Source organism: Bradyrhizobium sp. USDA 4541 (genome assembly GCF_024171085.1).
GTDB classification, from domain to species: Bacteria; Pseudomonadota; Alphaproteobacteria; order Rhizobiales; family Xanthobacteraceae; genus Bradyrhizobium; species Bradyrhizobium australafricanum.
On sequence record NZ_JALJZF010000001.1, the window covers coordinates 7,972,908 to 7,991,547 of the forward strand.

General features: G+C 66.1%; 15 protein-coding genes. 3 read left to right on the forward strand and 12 right to left on the reverse strand.

Annotation, left to right across the window (positions count from 1 at the left end; translation table 11 throughout):
• Positions 1-173: 173 nt before the first annotated feature.
• The 10 genes from J2R80_RS38225 to J2R80_RS38270 all read right to left on the reverse strand — a co-directional run bounded on the left by J2R80_RS38225 (position 174) and on the right by J2R80_RS38270 (position 12,543).
• The gene (locus J2R80_RS38225) at positions 174-1,058 is read right to left on the reverse strand and encodes an ABC transporter permease (protein WP_028343670.1); all 885 of its coding nucleotides are present in this window, start codon (positions 1,056-1,058) and stop codon (positions 174-176) included.
• Positions 1,055-2,011 carry an ABC transporter permease gene (locus tag J2R80_RS38230; RefSeq protein WP_057015154.1) on the reverse strand — a complete coding sequence of 319 codons (957 nt, stop codon included), beginning with the start codon at positions 2,009-2,011 and terminating at the stop codon, positions 1,055-1,057. Before J2R80_RS38230 ends, J2R80_RS38225 begins: the two co-directional genes overlap by 4 nt.
• Positions 2,012-2,014: 3 nt before the next feature.
• The gene (locus J2R80_RS38235; RefSeq protein ID WP_057015153.1) at positions 2,015-3,562 is read right to left on the reverse strand and encodes an ABC transporter substrate-binding protein; all 1,548 of its coding nucleotides are present in this window, start codon (positions 3,560-3,562) and stop codon (positions 2,015-2,017) included.
• Positions 3,559-4,584 carry an ABC transporter ATP-binding protein gene (locus J2R80_RS38240; RefSeq protein ID WP_253640401.1) on the reverse strand — a complete coding sequence of 342 codons (1,026 nt, stop codon included), beginning with the start codon at positions 4,582-4,584 and terminating at the stop codon, positions 3,559-3,561. The genes J2R80_RS38235 and J2R80_RS38240 overlap by 4 nt, the downstream gene beginning before the upstream one ends.
• Entirely contained in the window at positions 4,581-5,657 is a 1,077-nt protein-coding gene (locus J2R80_RS38245; protein WP_253640402.1) for an ABC transporter ATP-binding protein, read from the reverse strand. Before J2R80_RS38245 ends, J2R80_RS38240 begins: the two co-directional genes overlap by 4 nt.
• Positions 5,657-8,089 (reverse strand): CaiB/BaiF CoA-transferase family protein, encoded by a 2,433-nt coding sequence (locus tag J2R80_RS38250; protein WP_253640403.1) that lies wholly within the window; start codon positions 8,087-8,089, stop codon positions 5,657-5,659. The genes J2R80_RS38245 and J2R80_RS38250 overlap by 1 nt, the downstream gene beginning before the upstream one ends.
• A 173-nt stretch (positions 8,090-8,262) precedes the next feature.
• Positions 8,263-9,567, reverse strand: a complete 1,305-nt coding sequence (locus J2R80_RS38255; RefSeq protein ID WP_253640404.1) for an amidohydrolase family protein — start codon at positions 9,565-9,567, stop codon at positions 8,263-8,265.
• Positions 9,568-9,839: 272 nt separating this feature from the next.
• A complete protein-coding gene (locus tag J2R80_RS38260; RefSeq protein WP_076824351.1) occupies positions 9,840-10,865 on the reverse strand; it encodes an ABC transporter substrate-binding protein in 1,026 nt (341 codons plus the stop codon).
• 44 nt (positions 10,866-10,909) lie between these two features.
• Entirely contained in the window at positions 10,910-11,686 is a 777-nt protein-coding gene (locus J2R80_RS38265; protein ID WP_050425957.1) for an ABC transporter permease, read from the reverse strand.
• 2 nt (positions 11,687-11,688) lie between these two features.
• Positions 11,689-12,543, reverse strand: coding sequence for an ABC transporter ATP-binding protein (locus J2R80_RS38270; protein WP_057015161.1), 855 nt, complete (start codon positions 12,541-12,543; stop codon positions 11,689-11,691).
• A gap of 201 nt (positions 12,544-12,744) precedes the next feature.
• On the opposite strand from J2R80_RS38270, the gene J2R80_RS38275 reads away from it, so the two are divergent.
• On the forward strand, positions 12,745-13,503 hold the full coding sequence (locus J2R80_RS38275) for a GntR family transcriptional regulator (RefSeq protein ID WP_253640405.1): 759 nt from the start codon (positions 12,745-12,747) through the stop codon (positions 13,501-13,503).
• 162 nt (positions 13,504-13,665) lie between these two features.
• Here J2R80_RS38275 and J2R80_RS38280 read toward each other — a convergent pair whose 3' ends face one another.
• Positions 13,666-14,085, reverse strand: a complete 420-nt coding sequence (locus tag J2R80_RS38280; protein ID WP_076824328.1) for a hypothetical protein — start codon at positions 14,083-14,085, stop codon at positions 13,666-13,668.
• A gap of 154 nt (positions 14,086-14,239) precedes the next feature.
• On the opposite strand from J2R80_RS38280, the gene J2R80_RS38285 reads away from it, so the two are divergent.
• On the forward strand, positions 14,240-15,502 hold the full coding sequence (locus J2R80_RS38285; protein ID WP_253640406.1) for an amidohydrolase family protein: 1,263 nt from the start codon (positions 14,240-14,242) through the stop codon (positions 15,500-15,502).
• Positions 15,503-15,740: 238 nt separating this feature from the next.
• Complete coding sequence (locus J2R80_RS38290) at positions 15,741-16,955, forward strand: mandelate racemase/muconate lactonizing enzyme family protein (RefSeq protein WP_253640407.1); 1,215 nt, start codon at positions 15,741-15,743, stop codon at positions 16,953-16,955.
• Between the two features lie 192 nt (positions 16,956-17,147).
• Here the strand turns inward: J2R80_RS38290 and J2R80_RS38295 are convergent, their stop codons facing one another.
• Positions 17,148-18,383 carry an ABC transporter substrate-binding protein gene (locus tag J2R80_RS38295; protein ID WP_253640408.1) on the reverse strand — a complete coding sequence of 412 codons (1,236 nt, stop codon included), beginning with the start codon at positions 18,381-18,383 and terminating at the stop codon, positions 17,148-17,150.
• Between the last annotated feature and the right edge of the window lie 257 nt (positions 18,384-18,640).

Genomic DNA, 18,640 nt, shown 5'->3' on the forward strand with positions numbered 1-18,640 from the left:
TGCGGGGAGAGGTCGAAATTTGCGCGCAGCGCGAATTTCGGGTGAGGGGGACTCTCCGCGAGCACGCCTGCGGAGACTCCCCCTCACCCGAAGCCTACGCTTCGCTTCGGCTTCGACCTCTCCCCGCAAGCGGGGCGAGATGAAGAGCGCGCGGCAACCCGTACACATTTGCACTAGCGATCCTTCATGGTCGGATCGAGCACGACACGCAAGGATTCCCCGAGCGCATTGAACGCCAGGGAGACGACGAGAATGGCAAGGCCCGGCGCATACATCTGCTCCGGGGCGATTTCCATGTATTGATAGGCGCGCGCCAGCATGGCGCCCCAGCTCGGGTCCGGCGGCTGGATGCCGAGGCCGAGGAACGACAGGCTGGCTTCGGCCAAGAGGGCAGCGGCGAGCAAGAGCGTCACTTGCACGATGACCGGCTGCAGCGTGTTCGGCAGCACGTGCCGCCACAGCACATGCCATGTCGGCGCGCCGAAGCCTCTGGAGGCGTCGACATAGAGCTCCTGCCGCACGATCAGCGTGCGGGCGCGGACGATGCGCGCCAGCGCCGGAAACATCGTGATGCCGACCGCGATCATGCCGTTGGTCAGCCCGATGCCGAGCGCGCCGGTGACCGCGATCGCCAGCACGATGGCGGGGAACGACAGGAAGGTGTCGATGATGCGGCTGATGATGTCGTCGATCCAGCCGCCGAAATAGCCGGCGATGAGGCCGACCGGCAGCCCGATCAGGACCGCAACGCCGACCGCAAGCAGGCTGGCGTAGACGGTGGCCGGCGCGCCGTAGATCAAGCGCGAGAAGATGTCGCGGCCGAGGTCGTCGGTGCCGAGCAGATGGGCCGGCCCCGGCGGCGCCAGCATGTTGTTGACGTCCTGCGCGGTCGGCGCATAGGGCGCGATCCAGGGCGCGCCGATTGCGACGACGACGAGCACCACGAGCACCAGGATCGACAGCGCGGCGCGGAGGTCGCCGGCGAGCCAGCGCGCAAAGCGCCGCAGTCGCGTCGGCCGCGCCGGTGCCTTCAGGGGTGCAAGCGCCACCTCGGTCATTGCTCGATCCTCGGATCGACCGCGGCGCAGAGCAAATCGGTGATCAGGTTCACCGCGATCACAACCACCACCATGGTGAAGACGACGCCTTGCACGATCGGGAAATCGCGCTGGATCGCGCCGCGCACGATCAGGCTGCCCAGGCCGGGAATGGCGAACACCGCCTCGATCACCACGGTCGCCGCCAGCATGCGGTTGACCAAAAGGCTGATGATGGTGAGCAGATTGACGCCGACATTCTTCAGGCCGTGCTGCCAGAGGATGCGGGACATCGACAGCCCCTTGGCATGCAGCGTGCGGACATATTGCGACGACAGCACCTCCAGCAGCGCCCCGCGCAGCTGGCGCGCGACCTCGGCCATACCGTAGGCCGCGATCGCGATGCCAGGCAGCAGCGCATGCCTGATCGCATCGACCGGCGAGGCGCTGAAGGATTTTGCGCCGGTCGCCGGCAGCCAGTTCAGCTTCAGCGAGAATTCCGCCACCAGGATCATCGCGAGCCAGAAGCCGGGCACCGCGACGCCGAGCGACGCCAGCATGCTGATCAGCTTGTCGATCCAGCCGTTCGGCTTGATCGCGGCCATCACGCCCATCGGGATGCCGGTGACCAGCGCCAGCGCCAGCGCGATCACGACGATCAGCAGCGTGTTCGGAAACGCGCGCCCGATCGAGTCCGCGACCTTCTCGCCGGTCAATAGCGATTGCGAGAGATCGCCTTGCGCGACATTGCCGAGCCAGGCGCCGTATTGCACCAGGAACGGGCGGTCGAGGCCGTAGATCTTCCTGATCTCGGTGATCCGCGCGTCGGTCGCGTTGTCGCCCGCCAGCGTCACGGCGATGTCGCCGGGCACCAGCTTGAGCAGCGCGAACACCATGAAGGTCGCGAGCAGGATCACGGGCAGCGCCTGCACGAGGCGGCTGCCGACGACCTTGACCGGTGACCGCCGCGCCATCGCCTAACTCCCGAGCCAGACGTCGTCGTATTTCGGCTTGCCAAGCAGGTTCGGCCGATAGCCCTGCACCTTCTTGTTCATGGCGACCAGCTCGAACTGGAACGCCAGCGGCGCGACAAAGGCGTTCTCCATCACCAGCCGCTGCACGGTGGAAAACGCCTTGCGCCTGGTGTCGATGTCCTCCGAGGCGCGCGATTCCTTGATCGCGGCCTCGAGCTCGGCCGGCACCGGCGCGCGGCCGCCATTGTAATAGGCGTCCTTGGTGAACATCAGCGAATAGGTCAGGCTCGGGTCGGGCCGGCCGGTCCAGGCCGAGAGCAGCCCTGCCCCCTTCTTCTCCGGACCGAAGAAGGCCGCGGAAGCTTCCGCGATCGGGGCGTTGACGAAGCGCACGCCGATGCCGGCCTTGCGCAATTGCTCGATCAGGATCTCCTGACGCTGCACCGAATCCTGGTCCGGATAGCCGCCGAGCTCGATCTGGGTACCCTCCTTGAAGCCGGCCTCGGCGAGCAGCTTGCGCGCTCGGTCGGGATCATAAGGATAGAGTTTTGCGACCTCCGCGTCGTATGCCCAATGCGCCTTCGGCAGGTTCATGTAGGCGGGCTCCGCAAGACCTGCGAGCGCGGCCTTGACGAAGGACTCGCGATCGATCGCGAAGTTGAGCGCCTGACGGACCTTGAGATTGTCGAACGGCGGCTTGGCCCAGTTGAGGAAGATCTGAAGCACGTACAGCGTCGGGCCATGCACCACCTTGACGCTCGAGGCGCGCTCGATGATCACCTTCTGCCGCGGCGGCAGCTGGTAGATCAGATCGTTCTGCCCGGCGGTGACCGAGCGGGCGCCGGTGGTGAGCTCGGGAATGATCGAGATCTCGATGGCGTCAGGAAGCGGCCGCTCCGGCTTCCAGTATTTCTCGTTGCGCTTGACCACGATCTTCTCGCCGTCGGCCCAGCTGACGAACGAATAGGCGCCGGCGCCGACCGGCTTGCGCGTCACGACGCCGCCCTCGGCCGCCTTCAGCGCCGTCGGCGACACCATCATGCCCGCGCGGTCGGAGAGAATCCCGGGCAGCGCGGTATCGGGTGTCTTCAGCTTCAACGTCACCTGCTGCGGGCCAGTGACCTCGACCGCGGCGACCGAGAGCAGGTCGGCCTTGATGTTCGACTTCGCATCGCTGCGGTTGCGCTCGAGATTGAACTTGACCGCTTCCGCATCGAGCGGCGTGCCGTCATGGAAGGTGACGCCGGCGCGGATGTTGAGCACCAGCGTGGTGGGGTCGGTGAACTTCCAGCTTTCGGCAAGGCCGGGCTTCGGCTTCAGCGTGTCGAATTCCCATTCGGTCAACGTATCGTACATCGTGAACAGGAAGGCGTGGTCGGAGCCGGCGCCGCCGGTCGCCGGATCGAGGCTCGACGGATTGGCCGGCGCCGAGATGCGCAAGGTGCCGCCCTTCTTCGGCGCGCCTTCCGCAAACGCACGGCCGCTGAGCGTGGTGCTGGCCAATGCACCCGAGATCAGCGCCATGGCCTCGCGTCGTGTCGTCATTGTCATGGCGTCGTCTCCGGTTGTGAGTTCGGCGAAAAATTCGGGCGGTCGGCGAAATGGCAGGCCACCCAGTGATCGGGCTTCAGCTCGCGCCACTCCGGCACGCGTTCGGTGCAGAGCGGCTGCGCGTGCGGGCAGCGGGTGCGGAAGCGGCAGCCCGAGGGCGGATCGATCGGGCTCGGCACCTCGCCCTGCAGGACGATGCGGCTCTCCTGCCGCATCGTGGACGGCAGCGGCCGCGGCTCGGCCGACAGCAGCGCGATCGTGTAGGGATGCAGCGGCCGCTCGGCGACCTCCTCGGTCGGCCCGAGCTCGACGAACTGGCCGAGATACATCACCGCGACGCGCTCGCTGATATGCGAGACCACGGCGAGATCATGGGTGATGAAGACGTAGGTCAACCCGAGGTCGCGCTGCAGATCGGCAAACAGATTGAGCACGTCGCCGCGGATCGACATGTCGAGCGCGGCCACCACTTCGTCGCAGACGATCAGTTTTGGTTTGAGCGTCAGCGCGCGGGCGATCACGACGCGCTGCTTCTGGCCGCCGGACAGCTGGTGCGGGTAGCGCGCGCCGAACTCCTGCGGCAGGCCGACGCGCTCCAGCGCCTCCCGCGCCTGCCCCTCACGCTCGGCGCGGCTGCCGACACGTGCGAGCTCCAGCGGCTCTAGCACCGAGGCCAGAATGGTCATGCGCGGATTCAGCGCGGCGTTCGGGTCCTGGAAGATGATCTGGTAGTCGCGGCGATGGTTTTGAAACTCCCGGCGTGGCAGCGCCGTTGGATCGATGCCGTCATGCAGGATGGCGCCGGCGCTGGGATTGAGCAGGAACACCAGCGCGCGGCCGATCGTGGTCTTGCCCGATCCGGACTCCCCGATGATGCCGAAGGTCTCGCCGCGGCGGACGTCGAAATTGACGCCGTCGACCGCCTTCACGGTGGCGCGGCGGTCCGAGGTCTGGAAGCGGACCTGAAGGTCGCGCACCGAGACGATGGCATCGCGGCGGGGCTCGGCACCGGCTGTGGTCATTGCGTCGCGACCTTCGCAGCAGCCGGCGCGCCAGGCGGATGCAGCGCGCCCGGCAGATTGAGCTCGGCAAAGCGCCAGCAACGCACCCTTCTGCCGCCGCCGGCGTCCTGCAGCTTCTGCTCGGCCTCGCAACCTTTGGCAGCATGCGCGCAGCGGGCCCGGAAGCGGCAGCCATTCGGCATCTCCGCGATCGACGGCACCCGGCCCGGGATCGACGGCAGCCGGCCGTGGCGCGGGCTCAAATGCGGCAGCGAGCGCAACAGTCCGGACGTGTAGGGATGCAGCGGCCGCACCAGCGCCTCGTCGACCGTGGCGTCCTCGATCACCTCGCCGGCATACATCGTGATCATCCGCGTGCAGGTCTCGGCGACGACGCCGAGATCGTGGGTGATCAGCATCAGCGCGGTCTTCGAGGTCTCGCTGATGTCGCGCAGCAGCTCGAGGATCTGCGCCTGCACGGTGACGTCGAGCGCGGTGGTCGGCTCGTCCGCGATCAGAAGCTGCGGCCCGCAAATCAAACTCGCCGCGATCATCACGCGCTGGCGCATGCCGCCGGACAGCTGGTGCGGATAGTCGTCGATCCGCCGCTCGGGCGAGGCGATGCCGACGCGGCGGAGCATCTCCAGCGTTTTGGCGCGCGCCTCCTCATGGGAAACGTCGGTATGGACGCGCAGCGTCTCGGCGATCTGGTGGCCGACGGTGAAGACCGGGTCGAGCGCGCTCATCGGCTCCTGGAAGATCATCGCGATCCGCTTGCCCCGGATCGCGCGCATCTGCCGCGCGCTGCAGGAAGCGAGATCGACGCCGTCGAACAGGATCTTGCCGTCGAGGCCGGCAAAATTGCCCGGCAACAGCCGCAGGATCGACAGGCCGGTGATGGTCTTGCCGCAGCCGCTCTCGCCGACGATGCCGACGCGCTCGCCGGGCGCGATGTCGAAGTCGATGCGGCGCGTCGCCTGCCAGACGCCCTGCGCAGTCTTAAAGCGGATGCCGAGCCCGCGCACGGACAGCAGCGGCCGCGCGACCTCGCGCGCCCCCTCCGCCCTGCGCTGTGCCGGCTGGCCTGCCTCCATCAGCCCGCCGCCCGCTTCTTCTCTTTCACCAGCTGCTCCTCCATCAGCATCTCGGTGCCGATGATGCCCTCGCGGGTGAGCTCATCGAGCTCGGCGTCGGAAAGCCCGAGCATGCCGCCGAGGATCTCGCGGTTGTGCTCGCCGAGCGTCGGCGGCACCGAGCGGATCGCGAACGGCGCATCGCTCTCGCGAAACGGCATCGATGGCTGCGGATGCCGTCCGATGAACGCGCGGTCGACATGCTGGATGAAGCCGCGCGCGTGGAGCTGCGGATCCTCCAGGAGATCGATCGGCAGCCGCGCCACGCCGGAGGCAACGCCGGCAGATTGCAGCGCGGTCATCGCCGCATCGGCATCGCGCACCGCGGTCCAAGCCGTGATCGCAGCCTCGATCTCGGCCTCGATGGCGCGGCGGCCCGCGGCCGTCTTGAGTGCCGCGTCCGCTGCCCAATCCTCGCGGCCGAGCAGCCGGGCGAGCTTCGGCCACATCGCGGCGTCGGACGCCGCGACGACGATCCAGTTGTCTTCTCCGGCGCAGCGAAAGCAGCCATGCGGCACGAAATCGGGATGGCGGTTGCCGTATTTGGTCGGCGGCTCGCAACTGGTCGAATGCGCCACGATCCAGGGCGCGGCGAACGGCATCATGCATTCGATCTGGGCGAGATCGATGAACTGCCCCTGTCCCGTCAGTTTGGCGTGGATCAGCGCGGTCAGCACCGCAGCGGCGCCGTTGAGCCCGCCGACGGCGTCGCCGAACGCGGTATGGCTCATGACCGGCGGACCATCGGGATCGCCGACCACGCTGGGCAGGCCGGAGCCCTGCTCCAGCGTCGAGCCGTAAGCGCGGCAGTCGCGATGCACGCTGCCGGCACCGAACGCCGACATCGACATCATCACCAGCTTGGGATTGATCTTGCTGAGCACGTCGTAGCCGAGGCCGAGCTTGGGCAGCACCTCGACCGAATAATTGTCGACCACGAGGTCGGCATCGGCGAGCAGGCGCTTGGCCAATTCAAGCCCCTTCGACCGGGTCAGATCGAGCGTGATGCCGCGCTTGTTGCGGTTCATGATGCAGTAGCGCACCGACTTCTCGTACATCTGCTCCAGCACATAGGCCGGACGGCGGTCGACGCCGCGCCACCAGTCCGGATACTGGGTCGCCTCGATCTTGATGACGTCGGCGCCGAGATCGGCGAGCGTGCGGGTGCAGATCGGCCCGGCCCAGCCCATCGAAAAGTCGACGACGCGGATGCCCTCGAGCGGCAAGCGATCGGTTGCAGCGGGCTTGGGCGCCGGCACGCGCGGCGCAGCCTCGCGCCTCGCCTGCTGCTCGCCGAGATCAGGCACCCGGCCGCCGCGCAGCGGCGGCGTTGCGGTCAGCCGCTGCATCGTGCCGGCGGAAAAGCCGGTCTCGTCACCGATGGTGATCGGGACGATGGCGCCACGCGCACGCTTCTCCTCATCGGCGATGAGATCCGCGACCTCCGGCACCGGCACGATCGGAATCTTGCGCTTGAGCCCTTCGGCGAACCATTCCTGCGCGGTGCGCTGCTTCAGCTTCGGCAGGATCTTGGCTTCGATCTCGGCGACATGGCGCAGCCGGTCGACCCCCATGACCAGTGTCGGATCGTCGCGCAGCTCGTTGAGCCCGAGCATCTCGCAGAACGCGCGCCACTGCGCCGGGGTCACCGTGGTGACGCCGAGCCAGCCCTGCTTGGTCTCGTAGATGCCGACCGGAAAGGTCGGCCAGAACCGGTTGACGCCGATCCGCCGCATGATGTCGCCGCGCTGGAATGCCTCGAACATGATGTATTCGGTGACGGCGATAGAGGCCTCGAACAGGCTGAGATGGTTTTCGCGCCCGCGCCCGTCCTGCATGCGCCCGAGCACCGACGATGCGGCGGCGATGAAACCCCACAGCCCGCCCAGAATCCCGATCTGGAAATCCGGCGCATGCATCGGCGGCCCCTGCTCCGGACCGACCAGCTTCACCAGCCCGGTCAGCGCGCGGATCGTGGAGTCGGTCGCCACGAAATTGGCGTAGGGACCGCGATCGCCAAACCAGGCGAGGTCGAGATGGATCAGGCCCGGATTACTCTGCTTGATCGCGTCGAGATCGATCTCGGGACAATCCGCCGCAGCGATGCCGCGCCCGTCGAGCAGGATGTCGCAGCCGGCAATCAGCTCCCGCAAGCGCGATACCGCACCCGCATCGCGCGTGTCGAGGACGACACTCGACTTGTTGAAGTTGAGGAACGCAAACCACGCGCTCCGGCCTTTGGGCGTCAGCGGCGCGGTGCGGCGAAGCGGATCGCCGTGCGGCGGCTCGACCTTCTGCACATCGGCGCCGAAATCGGCAAACAGCCGCGCGCAATAGCTCGTCGCCGCAGCACTTCCGATCTCGACAATCCGCAGATGCGATAACGCGCCCATCAGGCTTCCTCGCGACACATGACCAGCCGGTGACAGCGACTGATTCAGTCTTCTTGTTGGGTGAACTTGAAGCCGCGGCGACTGTGTGATGCAAGTGGAATTTTCTTCCGCTTGACGGAATTAGCGAGCGTATGACCGAAGTTGCTGCTCAGCGCGAAGCGAAGATTGTGCAGCTAATTGCAGGTGAGCTGCGCTTCGAACCAGTGTTGCACTGAGTTCGACAATCGCGGCCATGCGCGCAAGACATGCGCGTATGTGGCCGCGCTCGCGCGGGTGATGCCGCGCAGTTCCTGCTCAATGGCGGGGAGATCAACACCGAGGCACCGGCCGGCCTTGGCGACGCTGCGACCATCGACCACAAGCTCAGAGATCAGCGACGCATTGCCGCGTGCGAACAGCAGATCGAGCGGATCGGCATCGAGAATCTGATCACGCTCGAGGCGGTCGAGATCGATGCTGACGAAATCGGCCGGCGCACCGACCGCGAGCTCGCCGGTGCCCGGCGCGCCGGTGGCGCGGCGGCCGTTGCGGATCGCGAGCGTGAAGAATTCCTGAGCAGTCCATGTACGCTTGAAGCCGAGACCACCGTGCATCATCTGCACCAGCCGCATCTCGCGCAGCACGTCGTCATCCTCATCGAGCGCGAGGCCATCGACGCCGACCGCGATTGCACAGCCGCAGCCGTGCGCCGCCGCGATCGGTGCCAGCCCCGAGCGCAGATGCAGGTTGGAGGAGAAGTTGGTGACAATGCGCGCGCCCGACGCCGCGATCATCTCGAGCTCGTCGGGCCGCGCGTGGATGCAATGCGCGAGCGTCAGCCGCTCCGAGAGGAAGCCGATATCGCGGAGATAGCGCACGATGCCGCCGGGAAAATGCTGGTCGGCCCAGGTGCGCTGGTAGGTGGTCTCGAGCAGATGCATGTGGATGCGGCGGCCGGTCCGCGCCGAGTTCTCCGCGACCGCCTCCAGCAGCGGCTTCGAGCACCACTGCACCCCGGCCGGGCCAAGCTGCACATCAACCTTCGGCCCGCCGATCGCAGCCGCGATGGCGTCGGTCAGCTCGATATAGGCCTGCGGCGACATCGGGGCGCGCACGAACAGCTGTTCGATCGTCTTGCGGTCATCGGCCGGAAGACCTGACAGCACCGCTTCGCTGTCGCCATAGACGATCGGGTTCTGGTCGCGCACCGCGATCGCAAAGGCGATGCGGATGCCGACATCGCCGGCGGCGCGCGCGATCGCCCTGGCTTCATCGACGAGCGGCAAGGTGCCACTCGGGCGGGTGTAGTGCACCATCATCGCCGCACAGCCGGCCTGCGCCGCGCGTCCCAGCGCTGAGGCCGCGGTGAGATAGGGATCGACGGGCGTGCCGACCACCGTGCGCAGGATCCAGCTCTCCAGCGGCATGCCGACCGCGCCGAAGCTCGAGGCGCGCGGGCGGGCGTGGTCGTGGGCGTCGACGAAGGCCGGGAAGGACAAGGGAACGCGGGCCTGTCGCCGGGCGCGCGGCTTCGGAAATATCGGTGATGACGCCGCCGTCGTGACGGAGCACGACGTCGTTGCGGATGTCGTGGTCAGAACCGCAGAACAGACGGGTTGCCGTGACGTCCATCGGTCCCTCCGCCGTCATTGCGAGCCACCCGGTCGGCGCGAAGCGCCGCCGAATGACAGGCTCCGCGAAGCAATCCATGCCCCCGCATGCGGAAAGATGGATTGCTTCGCCGCTTCGCTCCTCGCAATGACGAACTGCGTCAATTCGCCGTATACACCAGCTCCCGCTCCGCGCGCGGCGGCAGGAATTCCCGCGAAAACACTTCGGCCGGGGCCGGCGTGCGGGTGAGCTGGTAGCCTTCGACGATGAAGCCGATGGCGCGCGCCATGCGGTCGTCCTTGACGTCGCCGATGCCGATGTCCTTCATCTCCGGCGAGACGATCAGCTTCTCGAAGGAATATTGCAGCCGGCGTTTCTCGACATCGACATTGATCAGATTGTCATAGTTCAGCGCCGCCTTCATGGCCGCGTTCTGGTCCTTGGCGACCGCGATCGCGCCCTTGTTGATGGCGCGCACCAGACCGGCCACCGCCTTCGGGTTCGAGGCGATCAGCTTGCGCGAGACCATCACGCCGTTGGAATAGAGGTCGAGCCCGTAATCGCCGAACGAGAACCATTTGAAGTCCTTGTCGGGGTCCTGGCGGTTCAGCACCAGGTTGAAATAGCTCGTGATGTTGAACACCAGCGCGGCGTCGATGTCGCCCTTGATCAGCATCGGCTCCTGCAGGTTCGGCGCCATGTTGGAGACCTTGATCTTCTCGCCATCGAGCCCGTTCTTGTGCACGAACACCGGCAACAGCCGCGTGGTCGGCGTCCCCTGCGCGCCGCCGAGCGTGTGGCCCTCGAAATCCTTGATCGTCTTGATGCCGCTCGAGTTCTTGGCGACGATCGCGAATGGCGGCTGGTTCCACATCATGTAGACCATGACCGGCGCATCCTGCGGCTTGGTCGCGGCGTTCTGGATGATCGCATTGACGTCGCCGAAGCCGGCGTCATAGGCGCCCGACATGATGCGCGTCACGGTCGCGCCGGAGCCTTCGCCCTGGTCGATCACGACGTTGAGGCCCTCTTCCTTGAAGTAGCCGTTGTCCTTGGCGTAGAAGAACGCGGCGTCCGAGCCTTGCGTCTTCCAGCCCAGCGTGAACTTGATGGTGGTGTCCTCGGCGCGCGCGGGACCGGCGACCAGGGCCAATCCCAACAGCGCGGCGCTTACTTTTCTCAGCATCGAGATCTCCTTAAGCTTCATTGCTTGACGGTCGACGAAGTGTCTCAAGTGGCGATGACATTGTCCTTGCGTGTCGCCCAGCCGGTGACCTGGCCCTCGATCAGCGAGAACAGGACGTAGAGCGCGACGCCGAGACCGGCGAGCACGAACAGCCCGGCGAACACCAGCGGCACGTTGAAATTGGAGGACGCGGTCATCATGACGTTGCCGATGCCGCGGTTTGAGGCGACGGTTTCCGACAGCACCGCGCCGACGAAGGCGTAGGAGACCGCGACCTTCAGCGAGGCGAAGAAGAACGGCATCGTCCTCGGCAGGCCGACGTTCCAGAGGATGTCGAACTTGCTGGCGCCGAGCGCCTTCAGCACGTCCTCGAGCTCGGGCTCGGTGGTGGCAAGGCCGGTGGCGATGTTGACGACGATCGGGAAGAAGCAGATCGACAGCGAGGTCAACACCGCCGGCACGGTGCCGGAGCCGAACCACAGCACGAAGATCGGCACCACGGCGACCTTCGGGATCGACGAGAAGCCGACCAGCAGCGGATAACAGGTGTCGTAGGCGGTTTTTGACACCCCGATCACGGCACCGAGCGCGACGCCGAGCGCCACGCCGAGCACGAAGCCGATCATGGTGGTGACCAGGGTCTGCACGATGTGCGGCCACAGGATCGGGAATTTCTCGAACAGCGTGACGAAGATTTGCGACGGCCGCGGCAACACGAGGTCCGACATCCCCGTCATCAGGCAGAACAATTCCCAGGCGACGAAGAACAGCACGATCAGGGCGGCGGACCAGGCCTTCTGCCTGATGTCTGACACGGACATGGTCAGGCTCCCTCGCGCGCCGCGCTGCGCGCATCGACGATGAAGGCGCGGAGCTTCTGGTTGAGCGCGACGAAGTCGGGCTCAAAGGTCATCGCCACGGTGCGCGGACGGGCGAAGTCGACCCTGGAGTCGTCGAGGATGCGGCCGGGCCGCGCGCTCATCACGCAGATACGGCTGGCGAGGAAGCCGGCCTCGCGCAGATCATGGGTGACCAGCAGCACGGTCGGCCTGTGGGTCATCCAGAGCTGCTGAAGGATTCCCCACAGCTCCTCGCGGGTGAACTGGTCGAGCGCGCCGAACGGCTCGTCGAGCAGCAGCATGCGCGGCTCGTGGATCAGCGCGCGGCACAGATTGGCGCGCTGGAGCATGCCGCCGGAGAGCTGCCACGGATAGCGGCCGCCGAACCCCTTCAGCCCGACCTGCTCGAGCAACGCATTGGCCTTGTCGCGGAACTCGGTCTTGCGCAGCTTGCGGAACTGCGAGCGGAACGGCTCGACGATCTTTAGCGGCAGCATGATGTTCTTTTCGATCGTCATCCACGGCAGCATGGTCGGGTTCTGGAACGCCATGCCGACCCGCACCGCGCGCGCCGCGACCTCGCGGCCGCCGACGATGACGACGCCGGTGGTCGGCCGCGCCAGGCCGGAAACCAGCCGCAGGATGGTGGACTTGCCGCAGCCGGACGGGCCGACCAGCGCGACGAACTCGCCGTCGGCGATCCGCAGCGTGGTTGTCGACAGTGCCGGCACGGCGCGGGCGCCGCGGCCGAAGGTCACGGAGGCGTCCGACAGCTCGATCGCGGTCGGCGCGGATCCGGCGGCCATCGGCTCGCCGGCAAATTCGGAGTTTGGTTGCATGCGCATCACGAGCAAAGTGCATGCAAGCCGGATGCCAGCGGCCGTAGCGTTGAAAATCAAGGAGATCGCGCGTTCCGCGCCTCAAAGGCCGGATTCCTTTTGGGCAATCCGCGGCTCAAACTGCATGCAATTCGAGCGCCCGATTGCTCTGGCGGTATGATAAAGAGGCGTTCGAAGCACCTTCGAGAGGGATTCGCGGCAATGGCGGGGCGCGCCGACAGCAGCAAGACGGCTGAATCGTCAGACAAGGTCAGCGTGATCTGCCGCGCGCTGCGGCGCGCGATCATCGAGCAGGCGCTGGAGCCCGGCGCCAAGCTGCCCGAGGATTCGCTCGGCGAGCGCTTCGGCGTCAGCCGCACCATCGCACGGCATGCGCTCGGTCAATTGGCGGCCGAAGGCCTGGTCGAGCTGCGCCGCAACCGCATCGCCGTGGTGGCGACGCCGAGCTGGCAGGAGGCGCGCGATGCCTTCGATATTCGCATCGAGCTCGAGCGGCTGGTGGTGCGGCAGCTCGCGGGCAAGCTGACCAAGGCGCAGATCGCCGAGCTGAATGCCCATGTCGACGCCGAGGATCGCGCCCGCGACGGCACCGACGCGGTGTCGATCCGGCTCGCCACCGAATTCCACATCCTGCTCGCCCACATGACGAACAGCCCGATCCTGGTGCGCTATGTCAGCGAGGTCGCCTACCGCTGCTGCCTGACGCTGTCGCTGTACAGCCGGCCGCATTCGTCGGAATGCGCGATCAACGAGCACCGCGCGATCATCGCCGCGCTGGCGAAAGGCGACGTCGACAAGGTGATGGGGCTGATGCACAGCCATCTGGATTCCGTGGCGACCCGTGCGCTGGTCGCGCCGAGCCCGCAGCGCGGCCGCGATCTGCTGGATATTCTGGCCCCCTATGCCGACGAGGCAAGCGGCGAAAAGGTGGTGAAGCTGACGAAGGCGGCGCGGCGCTGATGCTCTTACCTCGCCCCGCCTGCGGGGAGAGGTCGGATCGCATCGCAGATGCGATCCGGGTGAGGGGGTACAGGTCTATCCGCGGCCGATACTCGCGGATGCAGCCCCTCACCCCGACCCTCTCCCCGCAAGAGCGGGGCGAGGGAGAAGTGGCACCGCTTCCTACGCCTCGATCCCCCGCTGCATCAAAATCCGCTCGGCGCTGTCGTTCCAGACGTCCATCTTGACGATCTGCCCGCCCCGCACCACGAAGCGGTCGACATAGCGGTTGCCTTCGAACGGCGTGCCGTCGGTCCATTCGCCGTAGAGCGTGCCGACGCTATAGACGACGGTCTCGTCCGTGCCGGGGCAGACATCGAAGCGGTCCATCTTCTTCTTCACCCAGCGATAGCGCTTCGCGTTGAAGCCGGTCGGCCCGCGCGGATGGTCGAATTTGCGCCCGCCGGTGAAGGTGATCACCGTGCCCGGCTTCATATAGGCCGCAGCCGCATCCGGATCGGGGATCATCGACGCCGTCAAATAGGCCTCGACGATCTCGGCATCGGACATCGGGCGGGCATCGGCTTTGGCGGGTGCGGACATGGCGGGTCTCCGGGGATAATCAGGACTCTACAATCTGGTCATCAAAGTGTATGCATATTTTTTAGACAATCGAACCATAAAACTGCACACAATCTGGTGCTGCCGGATCCTCGCCCCTCCGCTAGGCTGAAACCATCCTGATGTTTGCTCGCCGATGATCGCGAAACCTGCCTTCGACCTCGTCTTCCGCAATGCCGTGACGCGCAGCTCCGCCGCCGCGGTCGATATCGGCATCGCCGGCGGCAGGATCGCCGCGATCGCGCCGCGCCTCGTGTGCGAGGCGGTCGACGTCGACCTCAACGGCCGGCTGGCGTTGCCCGGCTTCGTCGACACCCATATCCATCTCGACAAGGCCTGCCTGCTCGGCCGCTGCGGCCACGATCACGCCAGCCTCGGCGAGGCGATCCGCGCGGTATCGGCGATGAAGCGCGACTTCACGATCGAGGATGTCCATGCGCGCGGCTCAAAAGTGATCGAGCGCGCAATCACGGCGGGCACCACGCGGATGCGGACGCATGTCGAGATCGACCCGAGGATCGGGCTGCGCGGCTTCGAGGCGGTCAAGGCCTTGAAACGCGACTATGCCTGGGCGCTCGACCTCTCGCTCTGCGCCTTTCCGCAAGAGGGCCTGACCAACGATCCCGGCGCCGACGAGCTCTTGGTCGCGGCGCTCAACGACGGTGCCGAGGCGGTCGGCGGCTGCCCCTATGTCGACAGCGATCCGAACGCGCATATCGCGCGCATCTTCGACCTCGCGCAGGAGTTCGACGTCGATGTCGACCTGCATCTCGATTTCGACCTCGATCCCTCCTGGTGGCACATGGAGGAGGTCTGCCGGCAGACCGAGCGGCGCAACTATCATGGGCGCGTCGCGATCGGGCACGCCACCAAACTCTCCGCGCTGCCGCCTGATCGGTTGAAGAAAGCCGGCGCTCGGCTCGCCGAGGCCGGTGTCGCGGTCACCGTGCTGCCGGCGACCGATCTCTATCTGATGGGCCGCGACGCCACCCACAACGCGCCGCGTGGGCTGACCGCCGCGCACCGGCTCGTCGCCGATGGCGTGCTGTGCTCGGTCGCGACCAACAATGTGCAAAATCCCTTCACGCCGTTCGGCGATGCTTCGCTGCTGCGGATGGCCAATCTCTACGCCAATGCGGCGCATGCCGGGATCGGCGAGTTCGACGCCTGCCTCGATCTCGTCACCGACCTGCCGGCGCGGCTGATGAACCTGAAGGATTACGGCATCACGGTCGGCAATCCCGCCGACATCGTCGTGCTCGACACCGACAGTGGAACCAACGCCATCGCCGAGCTGCCCGACGTGCTGATGGGCTTCAAGCGCGGCCGCAAGACCTTCGAACGGCAGCGGCCGACGCTGTTCCGGCCTGACACCGAGATGTTTGTCCCGTCATCCTGAGGCGCGAGCTCTTGCGAGCCTCGAAGGATGCACGGCCCCGTGAGATCCACACGGAGAGAGCCGGCCCGTCGACCCTTCGAGACGCGCGCAAGAGCGCGCTCCTCAGGGTGACGGTGAACGAAGAGGCGAGTGCCGCCTTGCCAATACGCATTGTCGCCTTGCCCTGGCGCGAATTGACGCGTCCGCCGATCCGTTGTTGGTATCCCGCCAACAGCAACAAACAACCGGGCAGGAAACCATGAGCAAATCCACCACAATCAAAAGCGTCGAGACGCTCGCCTGCGATGCCGGCTGGCGGAATTATCACTTCGTCAAGGTGACGACGACGGACGGGCTGGTCGGCTGGAGCGAATATGACGAGGGCTTCGGCGCGCCCGGCGTGACGGCGGCGATCGAGCGGCTGTCGGCGCGGGTGGTCGGCAAGAACGCGTTCGAGCACGAGCGGATCCATGTCGAGCTGTTCGCCGCGACGCGCCCTGCCGCCGGCGGCGTGGTGGCGCTGGCGCTCGGGGCGATCGAGAACGCGCTGCTCGACGTCAAGGCCAAGGCGCTCGGCGTGCCCTGCTACGACCTGCTCGGCGGCAAGATCCGCGACCGCGTGCGGGTCTACTGGTCGCATTGCGCGACCTGGCGCATCAATCATCCCGACTGGTACAAGCCGGCGATCACTGATCTCGACGGCGTCAAGGCGATCGGGGCCGAAGTGCGCGAGAAGAAATTCACGGCGATGAAGACCAACATCTTCGTCTATACCGACGGCAAGCCGCAAGGCTGGCGCCCCGGCTTCGGCTCGCCGTTCCAGCCCGAGATCAATATCGACCGCACCGTGCTGCGCAATCTCTGCATGCACCTGGAGGCGATCCGCGACGGCGCGGGGCCGGATGTCGATCTCCTGCTCGACCTCAACTTCAACGCCAAGACCGAGGGCTATCTCAAGATCCTGCGCGCGATCGAGAAGATGGACATGTTCTGGGTCGAGATCGACACCTTCAACCCGCAGGCGCTCGGCTACATCCGCCGCCAGAGCCCGCACCCGGTCTCATCCTGCGAGACGCTGCTCGGCCTGCGCGAATTCCTGCCCTATTTCACCGAGCAGGCGATGGATGTCGCGATCATCGACACGCCGTGGAACGGGGTCTGGCAGTCGATGAAGATCGCCGCCGCCGCCGACCATTTCGAGGTCAACGTCGCGCCGCATAATTTCTACGGCCACCTCTGCACCATGATGAACGCGCATTTCTGCGCCGCAGTGCCGAACCTGCGCATCATGGAGACGGACATCGATCGCCTGGCCTGGGACCACGCGCTGTTCACCCACGTGCCTGAATTCGTCGACGGCCATCTGGTGATCCCGGATCGCCCGGGCTGGGGCACCGAGCCGAACGAGGAAGGCCTGCGCGCGCACCCGCCGAAGAACAAGGGCGGGCTGCTGAATTATGGATTGAAGAAGTAGGCGTTTGTTGCGCCGGCCCACACCCCATCGTCGTCCCGGCGAAGGCCGGGACCCATAACCACCGCTGCCTGGTGTGTAAGGGATTATCGCCCCAGCAGAGCAAAACAATGCGCAGTTGGGGTAATGAGTCCCGGCCCCCCGTGCGCAATTGCGCACTAGGCCGGGACGACGCATGACCCAACTCAACGGCCCTCAATTATCCTCGCGCACCGCCGTGAACGCGCTGTCGATCACGTCGCCGATCGGCTGCCAGGCATTGCCGTCGAACTGCACCAGCCGCATCTGCTTGATCGGGCGGAAGTCCTTCGGTCCGGTGTTGATCACGATCCCGGGCAGCGCGATCGGGCTCTGGTAATCCTTCAGCGACGCGGCCTGCCGCATGATGTTCTCGCGCGACAGATCGTCGCCGCACTGGCGCAGCACCTGCATCAGCGTATCGGCGGCGGCGTAGCCGAACACGGCGTAGATGTCGTCCTTATCGCCGTCGGGATAATACTTGTCCATGAAGGCGAGCCACGCCTTGATCTGCGGATCGTCCTTCCAGGAGGCATCGCCGGCATCCTTGAGGAACGAGGTCGAGATCACGCCGAGCGAATTCTGCAGGCCTGCCGGCCGCAAGGCGCTGGCGATCGAGGCCGACGCATTGTCGAGGATGAACACCGGATGCCAGTCGAGGTCCGCGGCGACGCGGATCGCGCGCGCCGCGATCGCCGGCGCGCCGTCGAACACCAGGATGTCGGCGCCGGAGTACTTCAAAATTCCGATCTGGTTCTGGATCGCGGTCTCCGATGCATCGAAGGCGAGATCGGCGACGATCATGCCGGCGGTGTCGCCGAGCCCCTCCTGCAATCCCTTGAACAGGTCGCGGCCGAACTGGTCATTCTGCCAGAGCACCGCGATCTTGCGCGAGGGATAGGCGGCCTGGATGTAATTGGCGTAGATCCGCCCCTCGGCGCGGAAGGTCGGCTGCCAGCCCATGGTCCAGGGAAAGGTCGCAGGATGCGCCCATGCCTCGTCGCCGGAAGCGACGAACAGCTGCGGGACCTTGTTCTCGTTGAGGTACTTCCGGACCGCGAGGTTGCTCGGCGTGCCGAACGAGCCGAACATCAACAGCACATCCTGCTTCTCGACGAGATCGCGGGTCTGCTCCATCGCGATCTTCGGATTGGAGCTGTCATCGACCGAGACGAACCTGACCTTGCGGCCGTTGATGCCGCCATGCTCGTTGACCATGTCGAAATAGGCCGCCTCCGCCCGCCCGATGGTCGCGAACGCGGCGAGCGGCCCGGTATAGGGCATGACGTTGCCGATGCGGATCTCGTTGCCGGCCGCCGCCGTCTGCGCCAGCTGCGCGCGCAACGGCGCCGCCGCGAGGACAGCTGCGAGGACGAGGGATATCGAAAGCGCAGTTTGTCTTTTTGTTTGCATCAACATCGCCACAAACGCGCCGGCACCAGGCCGGCGCTCCTCCCGAGCGAGCGGAGTTTATCGCCCAAGCCAATGCCGGAAAAATGAAATGTTGATGGCGGAGGCAGGCCTTCTTTCACCTCCCCCGCAAGCGCAGGGCAATCGCATATGGCAGCGAAAAGCTTGGCGGCGCTATTTCCACATCGTCATGGCCGGGCTTGTCCCGGCCATCCACGTCTTTTTCGCGCGGAAACCAAGACGTGGATGCCCGGCACAAG

Bases quoted from the DNA above. Each gene is read 5' to 3' on its own strand.
- J2R80_RS38225 (WP_028343670.1), bottom strand. From the start codon at position 1,058: ATGACCGAGGTGGCGCTTGCACCCCTGAAGGCACCGGCGCGGCCGACG.
- J2R80_RS38230 (WP_057015154.1), bottom strand. From the start codon at position 2,011: ATGGCGCGGCGGTCACCGGTCAAGGTCGTCGGCAGCCGCCTCGTGCAG.
- J2R80_RS38235 (WP_057015153.1), bottom strand. From the start codon at position 3,562: ATGACAATGACGACACGACGCGAGGCCATGGCGCTGATCTCGGGTGCA.
- J2R80_RS38240 (WP_253640401.1), bottom strand. From the start codon at position 4,584: ATGACCACAGCCGGTGCCGAGCCCCGCCGCGATGCCATCGTCTCGGTG.
- J2R80_RS38245 (WP_253640402.1), bottom strand. From the start codon at position 5,657: ATGGAGGCAGGCCAGCCGGCACAGCGCAGGGCGGAGGGGGCGCGCGAG.
- J2R80_RS38250 (WP_253640403.1), bottom strand. From the start codon at position 8,089: ATGGGCGCGTTATCGCATCTGCGGATTGTCGAGATCGGAAGTGCTGCG.
- J2R80_RS38260 (WP_076824351.1), bottom strand. From the start codon at position 10,865: ATGCTGAGAAAAGTAAGCGCCGCGCTGTTGGGATTGGCCCTGGTCGCC.
- J2R80_RS38265 (WP_050425957.1), bottom strand. From the start codon at position 11,686: ATGTCCGTGTCAGACATCAGGCAGAAGGCCTGGTCCGCCGCCCTGATC.
- J2R80_RS38270 (WP_057015161.1), bottom strand. From the start codon at position 12,543: ATGCAACCAAACTCCGAATTTGCCGGCGAGCCGATGGCCGCCGGATCC.
- J2R80_RS38275 (WP_253640405.1), top strand. From the start codon at position 12,745: ATGGCGGGGCGCGCCGACAGCAGCAAGACGGCTGAATCGTCAGACAAG.
- J2R80_RS38280 (WP_076824328.1), bottom strand. From the start codon at position 14,085: ATGTCCGCACCCGCCAAAGCCGATGCCCGCCCGATGTCCGATGCCGAG.
- J2R80_RS38285 (WP_253640406.1), top strand. From the start codon at position 14,240: ATGATCGCGAAACCTGCCTTCGACCTCGTCTTCCGCAATGCCGTGACG.
- J2R80_RS38290 (WP_253640407.1), top strand. From the start codon at position 15,741: ATGAGCAAATCCACCACAATCAAAAGCGTCGAGACGCTCGCCTGCGAT.
- J2R80_RS38295 (WP_253640408.1), bottom strand. From the start codon at position 18,383: ATGCAAACAAAAAGACAAACTGCGCTTTCGATATCCCTCGTCCTCGCA.